The sequence below is a fragment of the Micromonospora sp. WMMC264 genome (assembly GCF_027497275.1).
In the GTDB taxonomy this organism is placed as follows: Bacteria; Actinomycetota; Actinomycetes; order Mycobacteriales; family Micromonosporaceae; genus Micromonospora; species Micromonospora chalcea.
The window spans coordinates 4,503,015-4,529,065 of the sequence record NZ_CP114907.1 but is presented as its reverse complement, the minus strand read 5'-3'; the positions used below and the strand labels follow the sequence as shown (position 1 = coordinate 4,529,065).

Genomic DNA, 26,051 nt, shown 5'->3' with positions numbered 1-26,051 from the left:
GGTTCAGCGGTCCGTCGTACGAGGTGGGGCCGTGCTGCCGCGCGGCGTGAGGTGCGCGGTCTCGTCCTGGACCACGGCGGCCGGCTCACCCGCGATCACGGCGAGGAGCTGCCGGGCGGCGTGCGCGCCGTACGCCGGGATGTCCCGGCCCAGCGCGGTCAGCGGCGGGTGCACCAGCCGGCAGAGCGGCGAGTCGTCCCAGGCCACGATGGACAGGTCGCCGGGGACGGTGAGGCCCATCTCCTGGGCCACCGAGAGCCCGGCGATCGCCATCACGTCGTTGTCGTAGATCACCGCGGTGGGGCGGGCGGCGGAGCTGAGCAGCCGGCGGGTCGCCCGCGCGCCCTCCTCGCCGGTGTAGTCGGACCAGACCGTCTGCGCCTCCTCCAGCCCGAGCCGCCGGCACACGCCGGTGAACGCCTCGGTGCGGATCTCGGTGTGCAGCAGCGAGGGCAGCCCGCCGACCCGGGCGATGCGCCGGTGGCCGAGCGCGACCAGGTACTCCACCGTCTCGACCAGCGCCGCCGCGTCGTCGGCCCAGACGCTCGCGAGGCCGCCGGTGTGGCCGGGGCCGCCGATCACCACCGCCGGCAGTTGCAGCTCCTCCAGCGCCGGCACCCGCCGGTCGTCGGTGCGCAGGTCGCAGACGAGCACGCCGTCGACCCGGCGCTCGGCCCACCACCGCCGGTAGACCGCGATCTCGGCGTCCTGGTCGCTGACCACCTGGAGTGTGAGCGCGTACGAGCGGGCCGACAGCTCGGCCTCGACGCCGCTGATCAGCTCCATGAAGAACGGCTCGATGCCGAGTATCCGGGCGGGGCGGCACAGCGCCAGCCCGACCGCCTTGGCGGTCGCCCCGGACAACGCGCGGGCGGCGCTGCTGGGCCGGAACCCGATCTCGGCGGCGATCGCGAGGATGCGCTGGCGGGTCGCCTCGGAGACGCCGGGCTGGCCGTTGAGCGCGTACGACACCGCGCCCTTGGAGACCCCGGCGCGCCGGGCGACGTCGGCGATGGTCGGCCGCTTCACCGGAGCGTTCCTCCACTGTGTCCGGCCCTCGCGGGCGCTTCCGGTCGCCGGATCACCGGCGTCTGGTGACGCTACTGCACGCGGTGCCGGGTCCGGGTGCCGCGGGCGGCATCGGTGGACCGCATCCGGCGGCAGTCGCTTGTGCGGTTCAGCCTAGAGCGCGGACCCGACGAGACCGCCCGCAGCGTGGTCGTAAGCGGCGGCGAGGTTACCGGATCGGCACATCGGTAACCGGCCGTTGACAGTCGTGAATGGGAACCGTACGGTGGCGTCACTTATCCGGTTCAGTCAACGTCTCTCGATATTCGGGAGCGTTCCCATTTCAGCGCGGAGGATGAGATGAGACGGTCCTGGACGCACCTGGCGCGGGTGACCGCCGTCGGTGCCGTCAGCCTGGTCATGATCGCCGCCTGCAGCGGCCGGAGCACCACCGGCGGCTCGGACCCGGCCGGTGGTCAGGTCACGCTGAAAATCAACTTCTGGGGCGACTTCGGGCTCCAGGATCTCAAGGCCAGGTACGAGGCCGAACACCCGAACGTCAAGATCCAGCTCAACTCGGGCGAGTACAACGCCCAGCACGAGGACCTGCAGAAGAAGCTCGTCGCGGGCAACGGCGCGCCGGACATCGCGGCGATCGACGAGGGCTTCATGGTCCAGTTCCGAAGCCAGTCCGACAAGTTCGTCAACCTGCTCGACAAGGGCGCCGGCTCGTACGAGAGCAAGTACCTGCCCTGGAAGTGGAAGCAGTCGCTGTCGGCGGACGGCAAGACGCAGATCGGCCTCGGCACCGACGTCGGCGGCCTGGCCATGTGCTACCGCACCGACCTGTTCAAGGCCGCCGGCCTGCCCACCGAACGCGACCAGGTGTCAGCGCTCTGGCCCACCTGGGACAGGTTCATCGAGGTCGGCCAGCAGTACACCACCACGACGAAGAAGAAGTTCATCGACGCCGGCACCAACCTGTTCAACCCGATCCTCGGTCAGCAGCCGGTCGGGTTCTACGACGAGCAGGACCAGCTCCGGATGGAGCAGGGCCCGAAGGTCGCGTTCGACTACACGGTCAAGGCCGTCGGTGCCGGGCTCTCGGCGAACCTGGTCAGCTTCCAGGCCGACTGGGACAAGGGCTTCACCAGCGGCGCGTTCGCGGTGCTCGCCTGCCCGGCCTGGATGCTCGGCCACATCAAGGACACCGCGCCCGGCACCGAGGGCAAGTGGGACATCGCCGCGGTACCGGGTGGCGGCGGCAACTGGGGCGGATCGTTCCTGACGTTGCCCAAGCAGGGCAAGAACGTCGACGAGGCGTACAAGCTGCTGACCTGGCTGGTCGCGCCGGAACAGCAGATCGAGATCTTCAAGAAGGTCGGCAACCTGCCGTCGCAGCCGGCGCTCTACACCGACCCGGCCATCGCCGACTTCAAGAACCCGTTCTTCAACGACGCCCCGGTCGGCCAGATCTTCCCGAAGATGGCGCAGGGCCTCACCCCGCAGTACCTGGGCCGCAAGAACGGCCCGACCCGGGTGGCGGTGGAGAACGTGATCCGGCGGGTGGAGAACAAGTCGCTCAAGTCCGACGCAGCCTGGAACGAGGCGGTCAAGGAGGCCGAGAAGGCCGCGAAGTCCTGACGTGTCAGCGGTGACGGGGCGGCCCGGCCCGCCCCGTCACCGTCCGATCTCCCGGCCCTGGAGTGAACAGATGTCCAGCACCCGTGCCGCACCGCCCCGCCGCCCACCCGCGCCGCAGGGCGGCAGTGCCGGCGACCGGCGGATGACCTGGCGCGACCGGCTGTACCGCTTCGACATGCGCTACATGCCGTACCTGATGATCGCGCCGTTCTTCCTGCTCTTCCTCGTGTTCGGGCTGTTCCCGCTGCTGTTCAACGCGGTCGTGTCGCTGCGCAACTACCGCCTGGACGACCCGACGCTGTCGTACTGGGCGGGCCTGGAGAACTTCAGCCGCCTGGCCGCCGACGAGGACTTCTGGAACGCCCTTTACAACACGTTCGGCATCTTCCTGCTCTCCACAGTGCCGCAACTGCTGCTCGCGCTGCTCGTCGCGTCGCTGCTCAACCGGAAGCTGCGGGCGCAGACCTGGTGGCGGGTGGGTGTCCTGCTGCCGTACGTGACACCGATCGTGGCCTCGACGATGGTGTTCAGCGTCTTCTTCTCCCGCGACTTCGGCATGGCCAACTGGGTGCTCGGCCTGCTCGGCATCGGCGGCGCGGACGACCCGATCGACTGGCGGGCCGGCAAGCTCCAGGCCTGGATCGCCATCGCCACCATGGTCAACTGGAAGTGGATCGGCTACAACGCGCTGCTCTACCTGGCCGCCATGCAGTCCATCCCGCGCGACGTCTACGAGGCCGCCGCCATCGACGGCGCCGGGCAGTGGAAGCAGCTCTGGCGGATAACCGTGCCGATGATCCAACCGGTGGTCCTGTTCACAGTCATCCTCTCCACCATCGGCGGGTTGCAGTTGTTCACCGAGCCGATGCTGTTCGACCCGAACGCGCAGGCCGCGACCGGCGGGCCGGACGGTGAATGGCAGACCATCGCCCAGCTCATCTACAAGGTCGGCTGGAAGGACCTCAACCTCGGCTACGCCGCCGCCATGTCCTGGGCGTTGTTCCTGATCATCCTGATCGTGGCCGGCCTCAACTACCTGCTGACCAACCGACTCTCCGGAGGCCGCCGGTGACGACCCGACGTGTGGTGGCCCGGGCCCCGCAGGACACCCCGGCCGGGCTCTGGACCTACCTGCTGCTCGCGGTCAGCATGCTGTTCGCCGCGTTCCCGCTCTACTGGATGTTCGTCATCGCCACCAGTGACGACGAGGCGCTGGCGAAGCTGCCGCCCGCGGTGGTCCCCGGCGACCGGTTCCTGACGAACGTCGAGGAGGTCTTCTCCCTCCAGGACGTCTACTTCGCCGCGTCGCTGATCAACAGCGTCATCGTCTCGGTGGTGGTGACCGCCTCGGTGCTGTTCTTCTGCTCGCTGGCCGGCTTCGCGTTCGCCAAGCTGCGCTTCCGGGGCAGCCGCGCGCTGATGCTGTTCGTGGTGCTCACGCTCACCGTGCCCAACCAGCTCGGCATCGTGGCGCTCTACATCGTGATGGGCAGGCTCGGCTGGAACGGCACGCTGCTCGCGGTCATCGCGCCCGGCCTGGTCACCGCGTTCGGCGTGTTCTACATGCGGCAGTTCATCCTGAACACCGTCCCGGACGAGCTGATCGAGTCGGCCCGGGTCGACGGCGCCACGACCATGCGGGTGTACGCGACGATCGTGCTCCCCGCGATCCGCCCGGCGCTGGCGGTGCTCGGCCTGCTCACGTTCGTCGCCACCTGGAACGACTTCCAGTGGCCGCTCATCACGCTCAGCGGCACCGACTACCCGACGTCGATGGTGGCGGTCTCCGACCTCGCAAGCGGCAACTACGTGATCTACCGGCGGGTGCTCGCTGGCGCGTTCATCGCCACCGTGCCTCTGCTGGTCATGCTGTTCATCGGTGGACGTCAGATCGTCCGCGGAATCATGGAAGGCGCGGTGAAGTCGTGAGCCGTCGAACGCTGCTGCACGAGGGATGGACGCTGCGGGCCGAGCCCGGTCCGGCGGTGCCGCCGGAGATCGCCGGGACGGCGGTGCCGGCGACAGTGCCCGGATGCGTGCACACCGACCTGCTCGCGGCCGGCCTCATCCCCGACCCGTACCTGGACGACAACGAGAACCGCCTCACCTGGATCGGGCGCACCGACTGGGTCTACGAGACGACGTTCGGATGGCAGCCCGGCGACGAAGAGCGGGTCGACCTGGTCTGCGCCGGCCTGGACACGGTCGCCACCGTCACGCTCAACGGCGTCGAGGTCGGCCGCACCGAGAACCAGCACCGCTCGTACCGCTTCGACGTCCGCGCGCTGCTGCGCCCGCACGGCAACACCCTGGCCGTACGCTTCGACTCCCCGTACCGGTATGCCGAGGCGCACCGGGACCGGCTCGGTGACCGGCCGAACGCGTACCCGGAGCCGTTCCACTTCATCCGTAAGACCGCCTGCAACTTCGGCTGGGACTGGGGACCGACGCTCGTCACCGCCGGCATCTGGCGCGACATCGGCCTGCACGCCTGGTCCACCGCCCGGCTCGCGTCGGTGCGGCCGATCGTCACCGTGGTCGACGGCGTCGGCCGGGTCGAGCTGCACGCCGAGGTCGAGCGGACCGGCGACGAGCCGCTGACCGTCCGCGCCACCGTCGCCGGGGTCACCGCCGAGGTCCCCGTACCGGCGGGGGAGCCGACCGCCGTCGTGACGTTCGCCGTCGCGGACCCCGCGCTGTGGTGGCCGATCGGGTACGGCGACCAGCCCCGCTACGACCTCGACGCCACCCTGCACGCCGCCGACGGCCGGGAGCTGGACGCCGCGTCCCGCCGGATCGGGTTCCGCTCGGTACGCCTGGACACCACGCCCGACGCGCACGGCACCCCGTTCGCGCTGCACGTCAACGACGTGCCGGTGTTCGTCAGGGGCGTCAACTGGATCCCCGACGACGCGTTCCCGAACCGGGTCACCCGGGAGCGCCTCGCGCAGCGGTTCGGCCAGGCGGCCGGCGCGCACGTCAACCTGCTGCGCGTCTGGGGCGGCGGCCGGTACGAGTCGGACGACTTCTACGACCTGGCCGACGAGATGGGATTGCTGGTGCAGCAGGACTTCCTGTTCGCCTGCGCCGCGTATCCGGAGGAGGAACCGTTCCGCACCGAGGTCGAGGCGGAGGCGCGCGAGCAGGTCACCCGCCTCGCCGGGCACCCGTCGCTGGTGCTCTGGACCGGCAACAACGAGAACATCTGGGGCTGGCACGACTGGGACTGGCAGGAACCCCTGGCCGGGCGCACCTGGGGGCGCGGCTACTACCTGGAGCTGCTCCCCGCCGTCGTCGGGGAGCTGGACCCGACCGTCCCGTACTGGCCGGGCAGTCCCTGGTCCGGCAGCGAGGAACTTCACCCCAACAACCCGGCGCACGGCACCACGCACATCTGGGACGTGTGGAACACCGACGACTACACGCGCTACCGGGACTACGTGCCGCGCTTCGTGGCCGAGTTCGGCTACCAGGCGCCGCCCGCGTACGCGACGCTGCGCCGGGCCCTCTCCGACGACCCGCTCGCGCACGACTCGCCGGGCATGACGCACCACCAGAAGGCAACCGACGGGGACGGCAAGCTGCGGCGCGGGCTCGACGCCCACCTGCCGCCGCCCGCCGACTTCGACGACTGGCACTACCTCACCCAGCTCAACCAGGCCCGCGCCATCCAGCTCGGCGTGGAGCACTTCCGCTCGCACCGGCCGGTCTGCGCCGGCACCGTCGTGTGGCAGCTCAACGACTGCTGGCCGGTCACGTCGTGGTCGGCGATCGACGGCGACGGGCGCCGCAAACCCCTGTGGTACGCGCTGCGCCGCGCCTACGCCGACCGGCTGCTCACGGTGCAGCCGCGCGACGGCCGGCCGGCGCTGGTGGCGGTGAACGAGACCGCCCAGGCGTGGCGCGGGCCGGCCACCGTCACCCGGCTGACAGTCACCGGGGAGCCGAGGGCGAAGACCTCGGTCGACCTCGACGTCCCGGCGTACTCCTCGGTCGTGGTGGAACTGCCGGCGGAGCTGGCGCGGCCGGACGACGGCCGCGCGGAACTGCTCGTCGCGGACGCCGGGGACGCCGCGGAGCGCGCGCTGTGGTTCTTCGCCGAGGACCGCGACGTGCGGTGGCCGGCGGCGGAGTGGGACGCGGCGGTCGAGCCGGTGGACGGCGGCCGGCGGGTCCGGGTGACCGCGCGGACGGTGCTGCGCGACCTGACGCTGTTCCCGGACCGGCTGGACCCGTCCGCCCAGGTCGACGCGGCCCTGGTGACGCTGCTGCCGGGGGAGAGCGTCGTCTTCACGGTGAGCACCACGTGCCCGCTGGATGCCGAGGCGCTCACCTCCCGGCCGGTGCTGCGCTGCGTCAACGACCTGGCCTGAGCGGGACGCCCTTCATCTCCGTCGATGTGAAGATTTATGCAAGTGCTAAAGTCTTCAGAGTCGTCGTCGGAGGGGTGTGTCGTGTCGGTGCCGCTGTACCAGGCCAAGGCGGAGCTGTTCCGCACCCTCGGGCACCCCGTGCGCATCCGGGTGCTCGAACTGCTCCAGGACGGGCCGAAACCGGTCCGCGACCTGCTCGCCGCCATCGACGTGGAGGCGTCCAACCTCTCCCAGCAGCTCGCCGTGCTGCGCCGCGCCGGCATGGTCACCTCGTACCGGGACGGCCCCCTCGTCATGTACGCGCTCAGCACCCCCGACGTGGCGGACCTGCTCGCCGCCGGGCGGCGCATCCTCGGCGCGGTCCTCACCGACCGGGACGCCCTGCTGGACGAGCTGCGGGCCTCGGGGACGGACCGGTGAGCGCGGCGACTGCCCTTCGCGCCGGTGACGTCGTACGGCAGACGGGCCGGCTGTTCCGCGGGCTGCTGCCCGGCCGGGCCGACTGGGCGGCAGCGCGCCGCTCGCCCCGGCGCGACCTGCTCGCCGGGCTCACCGTCGCCGTGGTGGCGCTGCCCCTGGCGCTCGCCTTCGGCGTCACCTCCGGCCTCGGCGCGCAGGCCGGCCTCGTCACCGCCGTCGTCGCCGGGGCGGTCGCGGCGGTCTTCGGCGGCTCCAACCTCCAGGTCTCCGGCCCCACCGGAGCGATGACTGTCGTGCTGGTGCCGGTGGTACAGCAGTTCGGCGCCGGTGGCGTGCTGATGGTCGGCGCGCTGGCCGGGCTGATCCTGATCGCGCTCGCCCTGGCCCGCCTCGGCCGGTACGTCCGCTACCTGCCGTCCCCGGTGATCGAGGGGTTCACCGCCGGCATCGCCGTGGTCATCGCGCTGCAACAGGTGCCGGCCGCGCTCGGCGTCACCGGCGCGCACGGCGAAAAGGTGTGGGCGGTGGCCGCCGACGCGGTCGCCCGGTTCGCCGCGCATCCCCGGCCCGCCGCGATCGCTGTCGCGCTCGGCGTGGCGGCGCTGATGCTGCTCGGCGGCCGGTGGCGGCCCGCCGTGCCGTTCTCCCTGGTCGGGGTGGCCGCCGCGACGCTCCTCGCCGAGCTGGCCCCGATCGACCTGGCCCGGATCGGCGAGCTGCCGCAGGGGCTGCCCGCGCCGTCGCTGGACTTCGTCGACCTCGGCGCGCTGGGCGTACTGCTGCCCAGCGCCCTCGCCGTGGCCGCGCTCGCCGCGCTGGAGAGCCTGCTCTCCGCCACCGTGGCCGACGGCATGACAGTCGGCGAGCGGCACGACCCGGACCGCGAACTGTTCGGCCAGGGCCTGGCCAACCTCGCCTCCCCGGTCTTCGGCGGCATCCCGGCGACCGCCGCCATCGCCCGTACCGCGGTGAACGTCCGCGCCGGGGCGTCCTCGAAGCTCGCCGCGCTCACCCACGCGGTGGCCCTCGCCGCGATCGTGCTCGCCGCCGCCCCGCTCGTCGGGCGCATCCCGCTGGCCGCCCTGGCCGGGGTGCTGCTCGCCACCACGGTACGGATGGTGGAGGCGGCCTCCCTGCTGGCGCTGATGCGGGCCACCCGCGCCGACGCGGTGGTGCTGGTGCTGACGTTCGCCGTCACCGTCATCTGGGACCTGGTGACAGCTGTGGTCGTCGGGCTCGCTGTCGCGGTCGTGCTGGCGCTGCGCGCGGTGGCCCGCAGCGCCAAGCTGGAACAGGTGCCGCTGGACACCGGCGAGCACAGCGCCGAGGAGCACGCGCTGCTCGCCGAGCACATCGTCGCGTACCGGCTGGACGGGCCGCTCTTCTTCGCCGCCGCGCACACGTTCCTGCTGGAGTTGGCCGAGGTGGCCGACGTGCGGGTGGTGATCCTGCGGATGTCCCGCGTCTCCACCATCGACGCCACCGGCGCGCAGGTGCTCGGCGACGCCATCGCCCGGCTGCGCGCCCGGGGCATCACGGTGCTGCTCTCCGGCATCACCCCGGGCCACGACCAGGTGCTCAGCACGCTCGGCGTCGCCGAGGAGCTGCGCCGCGAGGGCCTGGTGTTCGCGGACACCCCGGCCGCCATCCGGTACGCCCGGGGTGTCGCCCTGGCCGCGAGCCCCGCCTAGGCCGCGGTCGCCCTGGCATCCGTCTCCGCGCGCTTTCGCACGCCGAAGACGATCAGGTAGCCGAGGATCCACACCTCGCCCACCGTGGCGGGCACCACCAGCAGATCGCCGACGATGCCGGCGCCGGGGGTGAGGTACGCGACGAACGTCATGAGCACGTAGCCGACGCCACCGGCGACGAGGAGCCGGCCCAGCGGCCGGGGCAGCCAGCCCGACCGGAGCACGCACCAGCCCATCGGCACCAGCCAGAGCCCGAAGAAGAGGCCGCCCACCTCCCACAGGTTCCCGCTGACCAGGTAGAGCAGCTGGACCGTGTCGGCGTCGCCCGGCCCGCCGGTCGCCACCCCCAGGGCCGCCGCGAGCACTGCGGCGCTGCCCAGGATCGCGACCGCGTTGACGAGCCCGAAGGCGGCGATGCTGCCCGAGGCGGTGCTGTCGACAGTCCGGAACAGGCGGTGGAACCAGACGGCGGTGAGCGCCTGGGTGAGGACGACGAGCAGTTCGAGGACGATGCCGACGCGGGCCAGCGACTCGTGGGCCACCAGGTTGGCGAACGTCGCGCCCGCGTCGTCCGGGTTAAAGATCATCGGCCGGACGGTGAGGAACCCCAGCGCGCCGGTGACGGCGAGCCCGAGGTAGAACAGCCCGGTCACCCGGGCGGTACGGATCAGCTGGTGCATGGCGGCTCCTTCGGGGGTGAACGACGCGGTGGCGGGGCTTGCCTTACGCCGTAAGGCCAACCATACGTTGTAAGGTCAAGGGGAGATGGGGAGCCGGATGGGAGCGCGGAAACCTCGGGAGCCGCTGAGCCGCGAGCGGGCCCTGGCCAGCGCGATCGCCCTCGTCGACGCCGAAGGGATGGAGGCGCTCACGATGCGCCGGCTCGCCGCCGAACTCGGCGTCGAGGCCATGTCGCTCTACCACCACCTACCCGGCAAGGCCGGACTGCTCGACGGCCTCGTGGACGCGGTCGCCACGGAGATCACCTCGGCCGCCGAGCGTGCCGAAGCGGACGCGCCCGGCGGCGACTGGCGTACCCGGCTACGGCTGCGCTTCCTCGCCGCGCGCGCGGTCATGCTGCGGCACCCGTGGGCCCCCGCGCTGCTCAGCTCGCGCCCGACAGTCCCCGCCGGGGTGTACGCCTACTACGACGGCATCCTCGCCACGCTCGTCGACGGCGGCTTCTCGTACCGGATCGCCCACCGGGCGCTGCACGCGTTCGGCAGCATGGCGCTCGGCTTCGCCCAGGAGGTGTTCCGCCCGGACGCGGGCGGGGCGGCCGACGCCGCAGCCGCGGAAGCGGAGATGGTGGCGCTGGCCGAACGGCTGCCGCACCTGGCCGCGATGGTGGCCGCCGAGACGCACGACGCGGCCGATCCGACGCTGGGGTGGTGCGACTCCCAGACCGAGTTCGAGTTCACCCTCGACCTGCTCTTCGACGGCCTCGAACGACACCTGCCGCGCGCCTGACCCCGTCGGCCCTCGGGCGGGTTCGGACAGCGTCGGACGGGTACCAGCACGGCATGACTGATCCGGTTGAGCTGTCCGAACTGCACGCCGGAGGCGCCGATCCCGACGACGTCATCCCGGACGAGCCGCACGCGGACCTGGACGGCACCGACGAGAACTCACCGGCGGAGTTCGGCCTGCCGGTAGATGGCGCCGCCCCGGCCGAGGAGGACCCGCCCCGCGCTTGACCTGCCGTTGCGCAGCGCGCCCTCGCGGTGAGTGGAACGCGATGGGTGTCAAACGGGGCCGGAGACACCCATGGCGTTCCACCCAACGGCTCTGTGGGCGAGCACTAGTTGGCAGGGCGGCGAGGCCGGCAGCAACTCCCCGCGCTCGGTGCCGGTGAGCACCGCGTACGCGGGCTCGTCGCGGCGGCCGGTGTCCGCCTCGATCGCCGCGCGCTCCAATCGTCTGGCCGCGCGGATCGCCTCGACGCGGAATTCACCTCAGCGTCCTGCCCGCTTCCACGCCCGATAGAACTCTCTGTACAGGAATCGCTGTACCGGGGTGCCGGTCGCAGAGACCTGCTTGCCGATCACCCGGGCACCGATCCACATTCCCGAAACCTTCGGGATTCCCGGCACCGACTCAGCCACGGACGCCACGCCATTCACGAGTTCCTGCTCTACCGTCGACAAGGCGATCTTGCGTAGCCCGAGGCGTTCGAGTAGTTGCTTCTTTGCTTCGTCGATGTCCCGCGCAAGGCGTAGGTAGTCCTCGTCGGTGACGCACCTGGCGACAGCTGCCCGTAGGTCCGCTGCCTTTTTTCGATACTCACCGATGCGGTTGACGACCAGGTCGACCCACGCGTTGTCTCCCATTTTGCCGGTTTCCGAAGCCTGCCAGAGTCGACCGCCGAGTAGTGGTAGTTCCAACTCAAGCAACCGCACCTGATGGGTGTCGCTCTCACTTACGGCAGTGGCGAGGGATTGGTGGATACCGCGAATAGCCTTGATGACGTCGAGTACGACTCCTTCGGCCGCGCCCTCGCGGGACAGGTCGAAGGTAAGGAGGAAGTCTCTTCGAATGGGGTGTGCTTGGTATGAAAGCCCCGCGGCGTCCGCTCTCGACCGGTACTTGAGCCCTCGTGCAAGGGTGGCTGCGACGTAGACCTCCTCACCCGGCGGAGCCATCGACCGCAGTGGACCCCGCAGGACGATTGAGGCTGCTCTCGCCCACTCACCGAACGGGTCATCCTCAACGCCGTCCGATGTCGCGATCCGATCCGCGTGATGGCCGGCCACCCGGACATGGGCGGCCTGGAACGTGGACCAGCCGTGGATGCGCTTCGAGAGCGAGTTGCGAGGCCCCGGCATGGCGTCGTCGCAGACGAGCGCCTGCTCGATGAACTGCCCGAGCGCCTGGCTCCCCTGCCAGCTCTGCAGATCCTGAAGAGCAGACTCCTCAGCAGTCCGAGCGGTTCGGCTCTCATCGGCATCCAGTTGTAGCGGATGGAGTAGCTCTGCCTCCGCCAACGCCCGTAGCAGGAAGGGTTTTGTGCCGAAATCCGCAGCAGTGGGTCGAGCGAGCACTGGGTGGGCAACCCATACCCGGTCCATGAAAATCAAGGACTGGATCAGTTCGACGAAGGCTTGGCGCGCGAACGGATCACCGGGTTGCACGCGGCGGTTCTGGGCGGCGATGAAGTCATCGGCACCGATGATCGACGTTACGTCTACGAGGACTTCGGTGTTTCGGTGCGGGAGTCCCGCGCCAACTCCACGAACCACTTGACTGCCTCCGGACGACCCATCACGGTGCTGGCGAAAGCCGGTTCTGGCTGAGCGAGCGTATCGATAGACACTGGTAAGCGCTTGTTTCCCTCACCGTCTGTGCACATTAGACCGACGATCTCACCCAGGCACAACCCCGCCAAGCCATCCCAGACCTTCTGTTGCTTGCGATGGAAGAGGTCGAAACGTGGGGCCCCGTCTACATGATCTGTGAGATCCAGCGCTGTGCGGAGCATGTCGAGCGTCTGTGACGTGGTGCGGGTCTTCAGCCGGTAGCCAGCCTTCACCATGGCCGACTCGTAGGGCGGTGCCTCGGACCCCGAACTGCGTGTCAGAGATGCGACAAGTGCGGGCTCGGAATGGTTGTTAAGCACCGCGGGCCGACCGTTGACGAGGATCGTGCTGTCGGCTCGGGATGCTTGCACGACGACCGGCGTGCGGCCGGTACCGAGTTCGGGAGCGACGATGAGCGCGGCGACTGGCGTCCGCTGTTCTAACAGGCATACAACGGAGCAGAACTCGGCGCTCCTCGGATGGACGAACTCAGCCGTACCATCGATCGGATCGATGATCCAGATCCGCGCAGGCTCCTCATCGATGCCGGGCCGCCAACTACCGCTACCCGACTCCTCCGCTAGGACACGGGCAGCAGGATCCAAGGCGCGGATCTTGGCCATGATCAGCTGTTCAACCGCGAGGTCAGCTTCGGTGAGCAAAGTCTGGTCGGCCTTCTCCCGTACATCGAGTTCCGCGATCCGGGACCGATTGGCAGCAAGGATGTCCAGAAGCTCCGTCGTCAACTCGGACCACAGTTGCTCAAGATTCATCGACTCTCCTACACGTTCGTGTGGGACCAGCCTGCCAATGGAGGCCCATCCTTTCACCACTATCCCTGTCTGCGGAAAGGAGCGACCGGCTCGCCGCGCTTCCTCGCGGCTCCCCTTCGTGCGAATCGGCCAGCAACTGGTTCAGCAGGGTCCCGATGCAGCCGCTGCCGATACCGGTTTACGCCTCGCCATTGGTCGGGGATCCTTCGCTGGAGCGGGCCCGGCACACCGCCGCGAACCACCCGGGCGCTGACCCTGACCCTGCGTCGGCACGCCCGTTGGTCGCACCCGCCCACCGTTGCCGAGTACGCCACAGGGCTTCTAGTTGGGGAGGGCGGCGAGGCCGGCCAGCAAGTCCCATCGCTCGGCCTCGGTGAGCACCACGTACGCCCGCTCGTCGCGGCGGTCGGTGTCCGCCTCGATCGCTGCGCGTTCCGGGCCGTCCGGCAGCGTACGGATCTCGTCGGCGGTCAGCCCGGCGGCCCGCCACGCGGCCCGGTGCGCGTCCGCACGGTGGTGCCGCAGCGAGCCCAGCCGGGTCACGAGCAGCAGCGCCGGGGAGGCGCCCGCCGGCTCGTACGGCGGGGACATCGCCCGGAACACCGGCCCGCCGGTGGCCTGCGCGTGCGCCAGCACCCGGCCGACCAAGTCGGCGAGCCGGGGCACGACGCCCAGGCCGGGCAGCACCCCGGGCAGCATGGCCCACAGTTCCTCGGCGGCCTCGCCGGTGGCCCGCTGGGCGAACAGCGTCAGTTCCCGGCCCAGGTCGGTGAGGTGCCACGCGCCCTCGTCGTCCCGGACGACGACGCCCTGCGCCAGTTCCTCGTCCATGCTGCCGGACGTGTAGATCAGGCCGTCGGCCAGCGCCTCGGCGGGCATCGGCCGGGCCAGCACACCGGAGAAGAAGCTGTTCTCCGCACCGAGTGTGCAGCCCCGCTCGGCGTAGAACGCCTCCATCCGGGCGCGAGCTGCCCAGCGGGCGCCAACGTAGACCCGGTCGATCGCCGGCCGGACCAGTCTCGAGTAACTCACCGTCGTCTCCACGCCGCCAGACCCTAGCGACCAGAAGGCGTGTCATGTGGCCGAGTGGATGCGGCACCTTGATGAATGGGTGGCCTCTGTCCAAAGGAGGCCGCTAGAGTGGCGGGCGGTTCAGCGGATCGACGGGCTTCCCCCGGGACATGCCCCCACCGCACGAGATCTTCGTGCCTGGGGGCCACTCAATTGCTCGCCTTTCAGACCAGCGCCACGCAGATCCTGGACCTGGCGAGGGAGGCGCAGCTCGCCGAGCAGCTGAGGGCTCATCTCGCTCGGGCTGGCTTCCGGATTTCAGACAGTGAGCAATCGTCCTGGCAGCAGAGTCTTCCAGCATTGGCAGTGGAGCTCGTCGGCGCTGGTCTTGGGGCACTCGACCTGCTCGTGGAGTGCCAATTGCCACGTAGCAGCAAGCGTATCGACGTCATCCTCGCTGGCATGGAGCCACTCACCCGACGCCCGGCATACCTCGTCGTGGAGCTCAAGCAGTGGAGCGCTGCGACCACCTACGACGAAGTTGAGAAATTGGTGCAGGTGCCGGGCATGGCCGAGCCCCAGGTCCATCCTGCGGTACAGGTTGAGAACTACTGCTCATACCTGACCGACTTCCTGCCTATGTTCGCCGAGTCGCCCGACCGGGTGCACGGCCTGGCGTACCTGCACAACGCGGAGCAGCGGCACATTCCGGCACTGATCAAAGAGGATGATGAAGACCGAAATGACCGGCGAATGGTGTTCACCAGCGACCGTACCGAGGAGATGCGCCGCTATCTGAGCGGACGGTTCGCTCCCTGGCGGGACGAGGCGGCCGCACGAGCGTTGCTGACGGCCACAGTGCAGCCCAGTCGACGACTCCTCACCTTCAGTGCGGAGGACCTGGACAGCCGACGGCATCTTGTCCTGCTCGATGAACAGCGCGCGGCCTATGAACTGGCTATGCGCGGCATGCGTTGGGCGGACCAGGGCCGGCGGAAGCGAGTGGTGCTGGTCGCGGGCGGGCCCGGCAGCGGTAAGAGCGCCATCGCCTTGACGCTACTCACCGACCTGGCACGGGAAGGTCGATCGGTTGCCCACGCGACCGGGTCCAAGGCGTTCCGGGAGAGTCTGCGGCGGTACGCCAGGAGCCAGCCGCGCAGCCCCGACCAGCGCACCGCAGCGCTGTTCCACTACTTCATGGACTTCATGGATGAGCCGGCCGACAGCCTGGACGTGTTGATCTGCGACGAGGCGCATCGGATCCGCGCCCAGTCCTCTCGTGGCAGCCGCCGAGGACGAAAGCCGCAGGTCCGGGAACTCATCGAAGTGGCAAAGGTGCCCGTCTTCCTGCTCGACGACGATCAGGTGGTGCGGCCAAACGAGGTGGGCAGCGTTGCGATGATTCGTGACGCGGCGGAGCGGCTGGACCTTGAGGTCGACTTCGTTCATCTCGGGGCCCAGTTTCGGTGTGGTGGCAGCCCACGTTACGAACGATGGGTGCGGCACCTGCTGGGCCTTGCCGAAGGTCGTCCGTACCGTTGGAGCGGGGACGACTCCTTCCGGCTTGCCCTTGCCGCCTCACCGAGTCAAATGGAGATGTTGCTACGCCGTACCCACAACCGGAAGGCGTCGGCGCGCATCTCGGCCGGTTTCTGCTGGCCGTGGACCGAAGAGCCGCGGGGTCGGGACCTCGTCCAGGATATTCGCATCGGAGCCTGGTCGAAGCCGTGGAACGCGGCCGGCAAGCATCCGCCCCGGGGCATTCCGTCGAGTTCCTTCTGGGCCATCGACCGGGCCGGCTTCGAACAGGTGGGATGCATCTACACAGCACAAGGTTTTGAGTACGACTGGTCGGGTGTCATTCTCGGCCCGGATCTGGTGTTCCGGAACGGCAGGCTGATCAGTCAACCGTCGGAGTCACATGACAGCGCCATCTTCGACCGGCGGCGGCGAGTCGCGGCAAGGGATGCCGATCGGCTCATCCGTAACACATACAAGGTCCTGCTCACACGCGGGATGCGGGGGACGCTGATCTACTCGGTAGACCCGGAGACTCAGCGATTCCTGGCCTCACTGGTGCCTGCCGCGCAGGTGCCGCGAGCGCTCGTGGCCGAAGGGGTACAGCGGATCGGAGCGCCCGCCGACGAGACTTCCTCCGTACCGGATCGGTCGTCCGGGCAGAACCTGAGCGCCCCGAGTACGGGCACCAGTGGGTCTCACGGCGCGGGATGAGAAAAAGTGTCGGATATTCGACTTTGTCGCTGTTCGACGGCCGGTACCGTGCACCGGATCCAACACAGTTGAATACGTGGGGAGTGGCCGTCATGACTGCGCAGATTCGCTTGGTGCGTCATGCGTGAGGACTCGCCGCGCTGGCAACAGATCAATCCCACTGCCTACCTGCATGAACAGGACGGCCTTCGGGATTTGGCTTCGTATCTGCCGGACGCCGAGCCGTATCACGTCTGGGCCAACGTCGAGTTCGTCGGCACCGATGGCTCCATCAACGAGATCGACGCCCTGGTGCTCACCCGCAGTGGCCTCTACGTGCTCGAACTCAAGCACTGGCAGGGCCGGATCTCGGGCGATGGCCAGCGGTGGCGGCATGGCCGATCCCACGTGGACAGTCCACTGATCTTGACCAACCGCAAAGCCAAGCGGCTGCGCAGCGTCATCGGCCAGTACGCCCCGCCCGGCGCCCGGATCCCCTTCGTGAACGCGGCAGTCTTCCTGCACGCCCGCAACATGCGCTGCGAGCTGGACGACATCGGGCGTCAACACGTCTACGGGCTGGACGACAACAACAGCCAACTGCCCAGCCTCAAGCAGATGCTGCTGGCGCCGCCGGCGGATTCTCGCCATCTCGTCGACGCGGTACGTGCCCGGCAGATCGTCGAGCTGGTACGCGGCGCCAAGATCCGGCCGTCGGTGGCCGAGCGGCGGGTCAACCAGCTCATGCTGCACCAGCGGCCCTTCGCCGAGGGCATCGGCTGGCAGGACTTCCTCGCCGACCACACCGTGGACACCTCGCTGCTACGGCGGGTGCGGTTCTACCTGACCAGCCGCGCGGCGGAGGAGGACGTGCCCGCCATCCGGCGGGCCGCCGAACGCGAGTTCCGCCTATTACAGGGCATCCACCATCCGGGCATCGCCCGCGCGCTGGACCTGGTCGACCACCCCTGGGGGCCGGCGGTGGTTTTCGACCACCGGCCCGAGTGGCAGCGACTCGACCAGTGGCTGGCCGAGCGGGACGGCCGGCTCCAACTGGCCCAGCGACTGCAACTGGTGCAGGATCTCGCCGAGATTGTGGGGCACGCCCACTCGCGTCGGCTGTCACACCGTTCGCTGAATCCCCGCGCGGTCTACGTGTGTGACCCGGACAGCGCCCGTCCCACCTTGGTGGTCACCGACTGGCAGACCGGTGGGCGGCTGCCCGGCACTCGGATGACTTCCCTCGGCTCGCCCACGGACCCGGCCTCGCTGGAGCTCTTCTTCGACGACTCGGTCCGGCGCTACCAGGCACCTGAGGCAGCAACCCTGGACGACCTGCCAGGCCATCAGCTCGACATGTTCTCGCTCGGGGCGCTGGCGTACCGGATCTTCACGGGCGTGGAGCCGGCGGCGTCGGCGGAGGAACTTGTCGCGGCGGTGGCCGGCGGTGGACTGCGGCTGGACGCGGTCGCCGACGGCATGCCCAAGGCGCTTGTCGAAATCGTCTACGACGCCACCCAAGGCGACCCGGGGTCGCGGATGCGGCGGGTCACTGACTTTCTCGCCGGCCTGGAACTGGTCTGGGAGGAACTGACCGCGCCCGAGCCGGAGCCGGTGGTGGATCCGTTGCGCGCCCACCGCGGTGACGTACTCGACGGCGGGCTGACGGTGCTCGGTCGGCTGGGCAGCGGCTCCACGGCGGTCGCCCTGCTGGTGACCGAGGACGCCGGGTCGGACCGGCGGCCGGTGGTGCTGAAGGTCGCCCGGGACGAGCAGTACGCGGAGCGCTTCGCGGCCGAGGCCCGCGCCGTGGACAAGCTGCGGGACTCGCGAGTTGCCGCGCTGGTGCGTGGCCCGGTCAAGGTCGGCGGCCGGACCGCGCTGCTGCTGGAGAACGCCGGTGAACGCACGCTGGCCGAGGACCTGCGCGGCGGTCGACTGGCGCTGGACCTGCTGGAGCGGTACGGCCGGGACCTGCTGGAGATCGTCGCCTTCCTGGACGGGCAGGGCGTGTGGCACCGGGACATCAAACCGGCGAACCTGGCATCCCGCCCCCGTCCAAAGGACAAGCAACCGCACCTGTGCATCTTCGACTTCTCGCTGGCTGCGGTCCCGGCCGACCAGCTCACCGCCGGCACCACCGCCTACCTCGACCCGTTCCTCGGCCCGCCGCGCCGGCTGCGTTACGACGCCGCCGCCGAGCGGTTCGCCGTCGCCGTGACGCTCTACGAGATGGCCACCGGGACGCTGCCCCGCTGGGGCAACGGCGCGAACCCGGCCGCGATCAGCGACGAGGTGACCCTCGATCCGGCGGCGTTCGACCCCTCGGTCGCGGACCGTCTGGTCGCCTACTTCGCCAAGGCACTGGCCCGGGACACGGCGGATCGATTCGACACCCTCGACGAAATGACCGACGCGTGGCGGGCGGTGTTCCGGGAGATCCCCGAACCGACGCCGCCCACCGACGACACCGGTGGGCCGGCGCCACTGAGCCGGGACTCGTCGCTGGAAGCGGCCGAGTTGACCGCCCGCGCCCGGTCGGCCCTGGAACGCCTCGGCATCGGTACCGTCGGGGAACTGCTGGACGCCGAGCCGTCCGCGCTGACCCGCGCCCGGGGCGTGCCGGACGCCACCCGCAAGGAGATCCTGGCCCGCAGCCGGGAACTGCGCGACCTGCTCGCCACCGACGCGCCGCCGTCTCCCGCCAGCCCGGACGCGCAGCACGTCGAGGCGCTCTGTGCCACGTTGCTCCCGCCCGAGACCGGTCGGACCTCGTGGCACCGCACGGCCGTGCAGGTGCTCCTCGGGCAGGCCGCCGACGAGAAGGGTCACTACCTGCGCTGGCCGTCCCAGGCGGACGTGGCGCGGGTCGTCGGCAAGCAACAGCCGCAGATCTCCATCCTGCTGCGGCGGGTCCTCACCCGCGACTGGCAGCCCAACCCGGCCCTCGGCCTGATCGGCGACGAGATCGTGGCGTTGCTGGACGCGCGGGGTGGGGTGGCCTCCAGCGAGGAGATCGCCGAGGCGTTGAACGTCACCCGCGGCTCCTACACGGCCGAGCCGAAGCGCACCGCGCAGGCCATCGGCCTGGTGCGCGCCGCGGTGGAGACCGAGCTGGCCCGGGGCGGCGACGCGCGGCTGGCGATGCAGCGACTGCGCGGCGGCGACACCGTCCTGATCGGCCGGGAGCCGGACGACCCCGGCACCGAGCGCACGGCCGACGACCTGCTCGGATACGTGACCCGTCTGGGCCGCCGGGCGGCGGCCCTGGCCGGCGCGGACCCGTTGCCCAGCCGCAGCCGTGCGGTGGAGGAGCTGCGTGCGCTGGAGACGCCGCCGGCCGGGATGCAGCCGCTGAACGAGGCCCGGCTGCTCCAGCTCGCCGCCGCCGGTAGCGGCGGCGAGGCCGCCGTCAACGCGCAGGGCCAGCTCTACCCGGCGGAACGGATGACCGCCGAGCGTGCGCTCCGTCTGGCCGCCGGCGCGCTCGTGGGTCAGAAGCTCGACCCCGAGACGGTACGCGCCAGAGTGCGCGCCCGGTTCCCCCGCGCCCAGGAACTACCGGCACGGCCGAAGCTGGACGAACTTCTGCGGGAGATCCCGCTGTTCTGGGACGCGAGTACCGGCCGTTACGTCCCGCCGGACCGCACCTCGTCGCTGACCGGCACCCGCTCGGTCAGTACAGTTGGGCCGATCCTGACGCCGGGCGCCGCCGCCCGGGCCCGGCGGCGGCTCGCCGAGGTGATCGACCGGCGCGGCTTCCTGGTGGTGCTGACGTCGATCCGACGACCGGGCCGCGCCCGCCAGGCCCTGCTGGACCGCTACGACCTCACCGAGGTCGACGTGACCGCGGTCATGTTGGAGCGGCTCCGTGCGCTCGGCTTTCCCTGGGAGACGATCGTCGCCGCCGATACCGGCTCGCCGACGGACGCTGACTTTCGCTCCCTTGTGGAGCTCTTCCAGCACGAGGTGATGCCGGCGGTCCAGACCGCGCTAGCCGAGACCGAGCGGCCAGTGCTGATCACGGAGGCCGCGCCGCTAGCCCGCTACCAGCAGTTGCAGCTGGTCCAGGAACTGGCCGACCCGACCCGTCCCCGTCCGGCCGCCCGGTTACTGCTGGTGCCGGTGCGCCGCACCGAGCCGGTGCTGCTCGACGGGCAACAACTACCCCTCACCTCGCCATCCAGCCAGTCGCTGTGGTTGCCGGACGAGTGGGACACCCCCATTTTGGAGAGGACCGCCCCCCGATGATTCCGCTGAAGGCGTTGCAAACCCAGGTCACCGCCCTCACCGACGACCTGCGTGGGCGGGTCACCGCGGACTCCGAACTGGAGTCGTCGCTGCGCAAGGAACACGCCCAGGCGACCGAGGCCCGGCGTACGGCGGGGACGTTCGAGACCTGGCTGGAAGACGTCCTAGACCAGGCGGCGGTGGCCTGGGTGCTCGGTTGCGTGTTCGTCCGCTTCTGCGAGGACAACGAACTGGTCGAGCCGCTCTGGATCGGCGGCCCGGAGCCGGTTGCGCCGGCCGGCCGGGCCATGCAGCACCGCCAGCAGCACCTGATCGACAACCCCCGGCACAACGACCGGCACTGGCTGCGCGAGGCGTTCACCTACCTGCGCGGGCTGCGCGCCACCGGCAAGATCTTCGACGAGCACAACCCGGTGTGGCGGTTCGACATCTCCGGCGCGGCGGCGGAGAAGCTGTCAGAGTTCTTCCGGCGCGGGCCGGGTCTGGTATCGCTACGCGTCGACGACCTGAACACCCGCTTCCTCGGCGACCTCTACCAGGACCTGTCGACGCACGCGAAGAAGACGTACGCGCTGTTGCAGACCCCGGAGTTCGTCGAGGAGTTCATCCTCGACCGCACGTTCGAGCCGGCGGTGCGCGAATTTGGCCTACCGGAGACGTCGGTCATCGATCCGACCTGCGGCTCGGGGCACTTCCTGCTGGGTGCGTTCGGTCGGCTGGTGCGCAAATGGCGGGAGCGCGAGCCCGCCACCGATATCCGAGTGCTGGTGGAGCGGGCGCTCGGCCAGGTCACCGGGGTGGACATCAACCCGTTCGCGGTGGCGATCGCCCGGTTCCGGCTGCTGATCGCCGCGATGAAGGAGTGCGACCTGCGGTCGCTGGAGCGCACGCCGTCCTGGCCGGTCCGGGTGGCGACGGGCGACTCCCTGTTGCAGTGGGGACGCAAGTCGCGGCACCAGGGCGACCTGATCGCGATGTTGGAGGGGCAGAACGCCTTCGCGTACGCCACTGAGGACGCCGACGTGCTCGCCGACTACCTGCGCGAGGGGCAGTACACCGTGGTGGTCGGCAACCCGCCGTACATCACTGTCGCTGATGCTGCTCGAAATCGCTTATACAGGAAGATCTACGAAACCTGCTCGGGAAAGTACGCCTTGACAGTCCCGTTCGCTGAACGCTTCTTTCAGTTAGCGAAGCGTGGGGATGAAGTTGGAATGAATGCGGGACATGTAGGTCAGATTACCGGCAATGGGTTTATGAAGAGAGAGTTCGGCAGGAATCTCATCACGCAGTTCTTCAGTGAAATGGTGGATCTGGCTGAAGTAATTGATACGTCGGGTGCCTACATTCCGGGGCATGGAACGCCAACCGTGATCGTGGTAGGGCTTAATCGACTAGCAAGTAGGCGCTATAGTGGGCGGATTCGGGCTGTATTGGGGATCCGTGGGGAGCCTTCTGTGCCAAATCCACCTAGCTCTGGCCGGGTTTGGAAGGCGATTGCCGGACAGATCGACAACCCAGGCTCAGAATCTGCTTGGGTTACTGTTCTAGACCTTGACCGCCAAAGATTGGCTACTCATCCGTGGAGCCTCTCTGGTGGTCAATCACCGGCCCTGATGGCGCATATTGACAAAGTGAGGACGGCCCCGCTGTCCGACGTAATCGCTTCTGCTGGTATCACCAGCTTTACTCTCGGCGACGATCTCTATATCCAGCCAGCCGGGACCTTCGCTCGTGGGGCTGTGCCTAGCGAATATACGCGACCCATGGTTGTCGGCGAGGATATTCGAGACTGGGGCCTTCAAGCGTCTGAGTTTGCGGCATTCCCCTATGACGAGGACCTCCGCCCTGTTGATCCTAGTGGCGGACTGCTCAGGTTCCTGTGGCCAGGAAAAGCGCACCTATCTAATAGTAGAATGTTTGGTAATAAATCCAAAGTCGAGGCAGGGCTTCGGTGGACTGAGTATGGTCGCCTGACCGTGGCTAAACTCAAGGTCCCGCACTCTATAGCGCTCGCGTTCGTGTCGACCCATAACCAATTTGTGCTAGACCGGGGCGGCAAAGTGTTCAAACAGACGGCACCGGTGCTCAAGCTGCCGCAGGGGGCAACGGAGGACGAGCACCTTCGCCTGCTCGGGTTGTTGAACAGCTCCACCGCCTGCTTTTGGCTTAAGCAGGTCAGCCATAACAAGGGCAGCACAGTCGATCAGCGTGGTGCTAGGCAGACGACTATCGCCTGGGAGAACTTCTATGAGTTCACCGGGACGAAGCTTCAGGAGTTTCCGCTGCCGGCGGCGTACCCGTTGGAGCGGGCGCGACTGCTCGACTCGCTTGCGCAGCGGCTTGCCGGCCTGACCCCGGCGGCGGTCGCGGGGTCCGGGGTGCCGACCCGGGAGCGGTTGGCGGCGGCGCAGGCCGACTACGACGACACCCGGGCGCGCATGATCGCGTTGCAGGAGGAGTTGGACTGGGAGGTCTACCGGCTCTATGGGCTGCGTGACGACGACCTGACCTGCGCCGAGCCGCCGCGACTTAAGCTGGGGGAGCGGGCGTTCGAAATCGTGCTGGCTCGAAAGGGGGCCGAGCCCGAGTGGTTCGCGCGGCACGGGTCGACGCCGATCACTGAGCTGCCGGCGCACTGGCCGGACGACTACCGGGCGCTGGTCCAGCGGCGGATCGAGGCGATCGAGTCCGACCGGAACATCGCGTTGATCGAGCGGCCGGAGTGCAAGCGGCGGTGGGCCACCGAAGGCTGGGACGCCATGCAGGCCAAGGCGCTGCGTGACTGGCTGCTCGACCGGTTGGAGGCACCCGAGCTGTGGGGCGACCGGCCGATACCGCAGTCGGTGGCGCAGCTCGCGGACGGGGTACGCCACGACGACGACTTCCGCGCGGTGCTGGAGTTGTGGACCGGCCGCGACGACTACGACCTGACGAAGACGCTGGCGAAGCTGGTCGCCGACGAGCACGTCCCCTTCCTGCCCGCCTACCGCTACAAGCCGTCCGGCTTGCGCAAGCGCGCGCAGTGGGAGCGGACGTGGGCGCAGCAGCGGCTGGAGGACGCGGGCGAGGACGTGGACATCAAGGTGCCGCCGAAGTACACGTCGGCGGACTTCGCCAAGACGTCCTACTGGCGGGCGCGCGGCAAGCTCGACGTGCCGAAGGAGCGCTTCATCTCGTACCCGAAGGCGGGTCGCGACGGTGACGGTACGGAACTGCTCGGCTGGGCGGGGTGGGACCACCTCGCCCAGGCCCAGGCGCTGGCGACCGTCTACCTGGATCGCAACCTGCAGGCTGCATGGCCGGCGGAACGCCTGCTGCCGTTGCTGGCGGGCATCGCGGAGCTGGAGCCGTGGCTGCACCAGTGGCACACAGAGGAGCGGCCCGACTTCCCCGGCATCCCGGCCCAGTTCTTCACCGACCTCATCGACACCGAACTGTCCCAGCTCGGCGCTGACCGGCCAGCTCTCCTGACGTTGCGAGGGCTTGGTGGCCATGCCGGCAATCGCGGCGAGTAGCAGGAGCGGGAACATGAGCAACCAGGCAAGTCTGGGCGGTTTGTACGACGGCTTCGAGGGCTACCGCAATGTGGAGCGAGCGGATCTCGATCAGGTGCTCCGAACAGGCATCGTCGCGCGCAGCGGCAAGGCGGATGGCTTTGTCGTGCCGCGCTCGATCGTCGACAACCCGGGCGATGGAGAGTAGCCGTGCGGGACCGTGAACGACGTGATGCCGGATACCGACCGCAACTGGTGTTGCAACTGCGGGGCGGCGCAAGGGTGCGCGGCCCGGAGCACTACCAACACTCCATCATTCGAGGCGTACGGCTCGCCGAGATTGCGGCGGAACTGGGGCCCGAACTGCCGGCACTGCAGCGGCTCTATCCGGACGGCGTCGCTCGCCTATGGGGGTCGACGCCGACCCAGCAGGTCAACAACCCCAAGGCGCGTGCGCTCCGTGAGCGCAATGCCGGCGACCACGTGCTGTTCTACGCCGACAAGGTCTTCTACGCCCGCGCCCGCATCCTGCACCTCTTTCGAAGTCAGGCCGTCGCGAAGCGGGTGTGGCAGACCGACGACGAGGGCCAGACCTGGGAACACATCATGGCGCTGGGGGCGATCGAACAGCTCGCTCATGCCTTGCCGGCCGAGCCCGTACTGCGTCAACTCGGACTCCCTTTTCCGCTGCGGAGTCTCACGCTTGTCGACGCTGACGGATACGACTCGATCCTGTCCTTCCTCCCGAATGTGCCCGGCATCGGCTCGTCGCACGGTCGGACCGCGCGAAAGCGGATGGGCCGTAAGCAGTTCTTCCGTGTGCTGCGGCAGGTGCTCGACGAGAGCAGCGACGGCTCGGCGCCTGGCATACCGCTGGCGATGCTGTGGGCGATCGGGCGGACGGCTGCCGCTGCGGAGCCGAGCAGCCACGCGGACACCCTCACGTCCCTGGAAGCGTTCCTCGCACGTCACGGCGGCGCGGACAAGCAATCGCTGCTGCCCTTGATCGACAGCGGGCTGTGGGAACACAAGCAGGCACAGGAATGGGAGATCGACCGCTCCGGCTTCCACGGTGGTCGGGCATCGAGCGCTCCGGACGCCGCCACATCTGACTTGTCGGCAGACGTCGCCGGGCTGCTGGCCGACGTCGACATGCGGGGGCGCGCCGTGGCGATGCTGTCCCGGACGCTGACCTCCAACGTCGACCGCGCCGCGGTGCTGGCTCAGGTAGGGCTCGCGGGCTACGACTCCGCAGCCGGCACGCTCGAACCGAACCTCTTCGCGCCCACCGGCTCGGGTAATCCGGCGGAGAGACAGCTCGTCACGATCGACCGCATCGTCCGCAGCAGCCGGCATGCGAAAGCCGTGAAGCAGCTCCATGGCCATCGGTGCCAGATTTGCGGAGTCCGGCTGGAGACCCGGGACGGCTACTACAGCGAGGCGGCGCACATCCGTGGGTTGGGCAAGCCGCACGACGGTACGGACGACCTGAGCAACCTGCTCTGCCTCTGCCCCAACCACCACACCCAGTTCGACTTCTTTGCCCTCTACATTGATGAGAAGTTCACGGTGCGACGGACGAGTGACGACTCGCGGATCAGTGAGCTACGTCGGCACCCGCAGCATCACATAGACCAAGCTCATCTCCGGCATCATCGCCGATTCTGTGGCCTCCCAAAGTGACGTCCCAGGCGCAGGCGACTGTCCGGAATCCGACTTACTTTCATCTACTGATGGTCCGGTACGACGCATGCTGATCTGCGGTTCCTCCCACGATCGGTGGAGGGCGGGTTCGACGGATCACGACGAATTCCCCCATCCAGCATGGACAGCGTCCAATCGGGGCGCTGCCAAGCAATCAGGTCGATGGGTAGCG

General features: G+C 69.1%; 18 protein-coding genes. 13 read left to right on the top strand and 5 right to left on the bottom strand.

All coding sequences use genetic code 11. The features are described from left to right. Positions 1-3: 3 nt before the first annotated feature. Positions 4-1,029 (bottom strand): LacI family DNA-binding transcriptional regulator, encoded by a 1,026-nt coding sequence (locus O7542_RS19590; RefSeq protein WP_064446989.1) that lies wholly within the window; start codon positions 1,027-1,029, stop codon positions 4-6. Between the two features lie 339 nt (positions 1,030-1,368). Here O7542_RS19590 and O7542_RS19585 point away from each other — a divergent pair, with 339 nt between their 5' ends. The 6 genes from O7542_RS19585 to O7542_RS19560 all read left to right on the top strand — a co-directional run bounded on the left by O7542_RS19585 (position 1,369) and on the right by O7542_RS19560 (position 9,136). Further along, complete coding sequence (locus O7542_RS19585) at positions 1,369-2,652, top strand: extracellular solute-binding protein (protein WP_069087623.1); 1,284 nt, start codon at positions 1,369-1,371, stop codon at positions 2,650-2,652. A 70-nt stretch (positions 2,653-2,722) separates the two neighbouring features. Continuing rightward, positions 2,723-3,724 carry a sugar ABC transporter permease gene (locus O7542_RS19580; protein ID WP_281605004.1) on the top strand — a complete coding sequence of 334 codons (1,002 nt, stop codon included), beginning with the start codon at positions 2,723-2,725 and terminating at the stop codon, positions 3,722-3,724. Further along, entirely contained in the window at positions 3,721-4,581 is an 861-nt protein-coding gene (locus O7542_RS19575) for a carbohydrate ABC transporter permease (protein ID WP_187692901.1), read from the top strand. The genes O7542_RS19580 and O7542_RS19575 overlap by 4 nt, the downstream gene beginning before the upstream one ends. After that, on the top strand, positions 4,578-7,025 hold the full coding sequence (locus O7542_RS19570; protein ID WP_281605003.1) for a glycoside hydrolase family 2 protein: 2,448 nt from the start codon (positions 4,578-4,580) through the stop codon (positions 7,023-7,025). Before O7542_RS19575 ends, O7542_RS19570 begins: the two co-directional genes overlap by 4 nt. An 81-nt stretch (positions 7,026-7,106) precedes the next feature. Further along, the gene (locus O7542_RS19565) at positions 7,107-7,445 is read left to right on the top strand and encodes a metalloregulator ArsR/SmtB family transcription factor (RefSeq protein ID WP_013284484.1); all 339 of its coding nucleotides are present in this window, start codon (positions 7,107-7,109) and stop codon (positions 7,443-7,445) included. Continuing rightward, entirely contained in the window at positions 7,442-9,136 is a 1,695-nt protein-coding gene (locus O7542_RS19560) for a SulP family inorganic anion transporter (protein ID WP_043326022.1), read from the top strand. Before O7542_RS19565 ends, O7542_RS19560 begins: the two co-directional genes overlap by 4 nt. On the opposite strand, the gene O7542_RS19555 is transcribed toward O7542_RS19560, so the two are convergent. After that, the gene (locus tag O7542_RS19555) at positions 9,133-9,816 is read right to left on the bottom strand and encodes a DUF4386 domain-containing protein (protein ID WP_281605002.1); all 684 of its coding nucleotides are present in this window, start codon (positions 9,814-9,816) and stop codon (positions 9,133-9,135) included. The genes O7542_RS19560 and O7542_RS19555 overlap by 4 nt on opposite strands. Positions 9,817-9,901: 85 nt before the next feature. Between O7542_RS19555 and O7542_RS19550 the strand changes: the two genes are divergently transcribed. Both O7542_RS19550 and O7542_RS19545 read left to right on the top strand, forming a co-directional pair. Then, positions 9,902-10,606, top strand: coding sequence for a TetR/AcrR family transcriptional regulator C-terminal domain-containing protein (locus O7542_RS19550; RefSeq protein WP_281605001.1), 705 nt, complete (start codon positions 9,902-9,904; stop codon positions 10,604-10,606). Between the two features lie 53 nt (positions 10,607-10,659). Next, entirely contained in the window at positions 10,660-10,833 is a 174-nt protein-coding gene (locus O7542_RS19545) for a hypothetical protein (RefSeq protein ID WP_281605000.1), read from the top strand. Between the two features lie 258 nt (positions 10,834-11,091). Here the strand turns inward: O7542_RS19545 and O7542_RS19540 are convergent, their stop codons facing one another. The 3 genes from O7542_RS19540 to O7542_RS19530 all read right to left on the bottom strand — a co-directional run bounded on the left by O7542_RS19540 (position 11,092) and on the right by O7542_RS19530 (position 14,237). Continuing rightward, positions 11,092-12,375, bottom strand: coding sequence for a hypothetical protein (locus tag O7542_RS19540; RefSeq protein ID WP_281604999.1), 1,284 nt, complete (start codon positions 12,373-12,375; stop codon positions 11,092-11,094). Beyond that, positions 12,321-13,205, bottom strand: a complete 885-nt coding sequence (locus tag O7542_RS19535) for an inositol monophosphatase family protein (protein ID WP_281604998.1) — start codon at positions 13,203-13,205, stop codon at positions 12,321-12,323. The genes O7542_RS19540 and O7542_RS19535 overlap by 55 nt, the downstream gene beginning before the upstream one ends. Before the next feature lie 321 nt (positions 13,206-13,526). Further along, a complete protein-coding gene (locus O7542_RS19530) occupies positions 13,527-14,237 on the bottom strand; it encodes a hypothetical protein (RefSeq protein WP_281604997.1) in 711 nt (236 codons plus the stop codon). 192 nt (positions 14,238-14,429) lie between these two features. On the opposite strand from O7542_RS19530, the gene O7542_RS19525 reads away from it, so the two are divergent. The 5 genes from O7542_RS19525 to O7542_RS19505 all read left to right on the top strand — a co-directional run bounded on the left by O7542_RS19525 (position 14,430) and on the right by O7542_RS19505 (position 25,858). Beyond that, the gene (locus tag O7542_RS19525; RefSeq protein ID WP_281604996.1) at positions 14,430-16,448 is read left to right on the top strand and encodes a DUF2075 domain-containing protein; all 2,019 of its coding nucleotides are present in this window, start codon (positions 14,430-14,432) and stop codon (positions 16,446-16,448) included. 120 nt (positions 16,449-16,568) lie between these two features. Next, positions 16,569-20,678 (top strand): BREX system serine/threonine kinase PglW, encoded by a 4,110-nt coding sequence (pglW, locus tag O7542_RS19520; protein WP_281604995.1) that lies wholly within the window; start codon positions 16,569-16,571, stop codon positions 20,676-20,678. Continuing rightward, entirely contained in the window at positions 20,675-24,196 is a 3,522-nt protein-coding gene (gene pglX / locus O7542_RS19515) for a BREX-2 system adenine-specific DNA-methyltransferase PglX (RefSeq protein WP_281604994.1), read from the top strand. Before pglW ends, pglX begins: the two co-directional genes overlap by 4 nt. A gap of 13 nt (positions 24,197-24,209) precedes the next feature. Next, positions 24,210-24,383 carry a hypothetical protein gene (locus O7542_RS19510; protein ID WP_157560782.1) on the top strand — a complete coding sequence of 58 codons (174 nt, stop codon included), beginning with the start codon at positions 24,210-24,212 and terminating at the stop codon, positions 24,381-24,383. Between the two features lie 2 nt (positions 24,384-24,385). Continuing rightward, positions 24,386-25,858 carry an HNH endonuclease gene (locus O7542_RS19505; RefSeq protein ID WP_281604993.1) on the top strand — a complete coding sequence of 491 codons (1,473 nt, stop codon included), beginning with the start codon at positions 24,386-24,388 and terminating at the stop codon, positions 25,856-25,858. The last annotated feature ends 193 nt before the right edge of the window (positions 25,859-26,051 follow it).

Bases quoted from the DNA above. Each gene is read 5' to 3' on its own strand.
- O7542_RS19585 (WP_069087623.1), top strand. From the start codon at position 1,369: ATGAGACGGTCCTGGACGCACCTGGCGCGGGTGACCGCCGTCGGTGCC.
- O7542_RS19535 (WP_281604998.1), bottom strand. From the start codon at position 13,205: ATGAATCTTGAGCAACTGTGGTCCGAGTTGACGACGGAGCTTCTGGAC.
- O7542_RS19510 (WP_157560782.1), top strand. From the start codon at position 24,210: ATGAGCAACCAGGCAAGTCTGGGCGGTTTGTACGACGGCTTCGAGGGC.
- O7542_RS19545 (WP_281605000.1), top strand. From the start codon at position 10,660: ATGACTGATCCGGTTGAGCTGTCCGAACTGCACGCCGGAGGCGCCGAT.
- pglX (WP_281604994.1), top strand. From the start codon at position 20,675: ATGATTCCGCTGAAGGCGTTGCAAACCCAGGTCACCGCCCTCACCGAC.
- O7542_RS19555 (WP_281605002.1), bottom strand. From the start codon at position 9,816: ATGCACCAGCTGATCCGTACCGCCCGGGTGACCGGGCTGTTCTACCTC.
- O7542_RS19580 (WP_281605004.1), top strand. From the start codon at position 2,723: ATGTCCAGCACCCGTGCCGCACCGCCCCGCCGCCCACCCGCGCCGCAG.
- O7542_RS19550 (WP_281605001.1), top strand. From the start codon at position 9,902: ATGGGGAGCCGGATGGGAGCGCGGAAACCTCGGGAGCCGCTGAGCCGC.
- pglW (WP_281604995.1), top strand. From the start codon at position 16,569: ATGCGTGAGGACTCGCCGCGCTGGCAACAGATCAATCCCACTGCCTAC.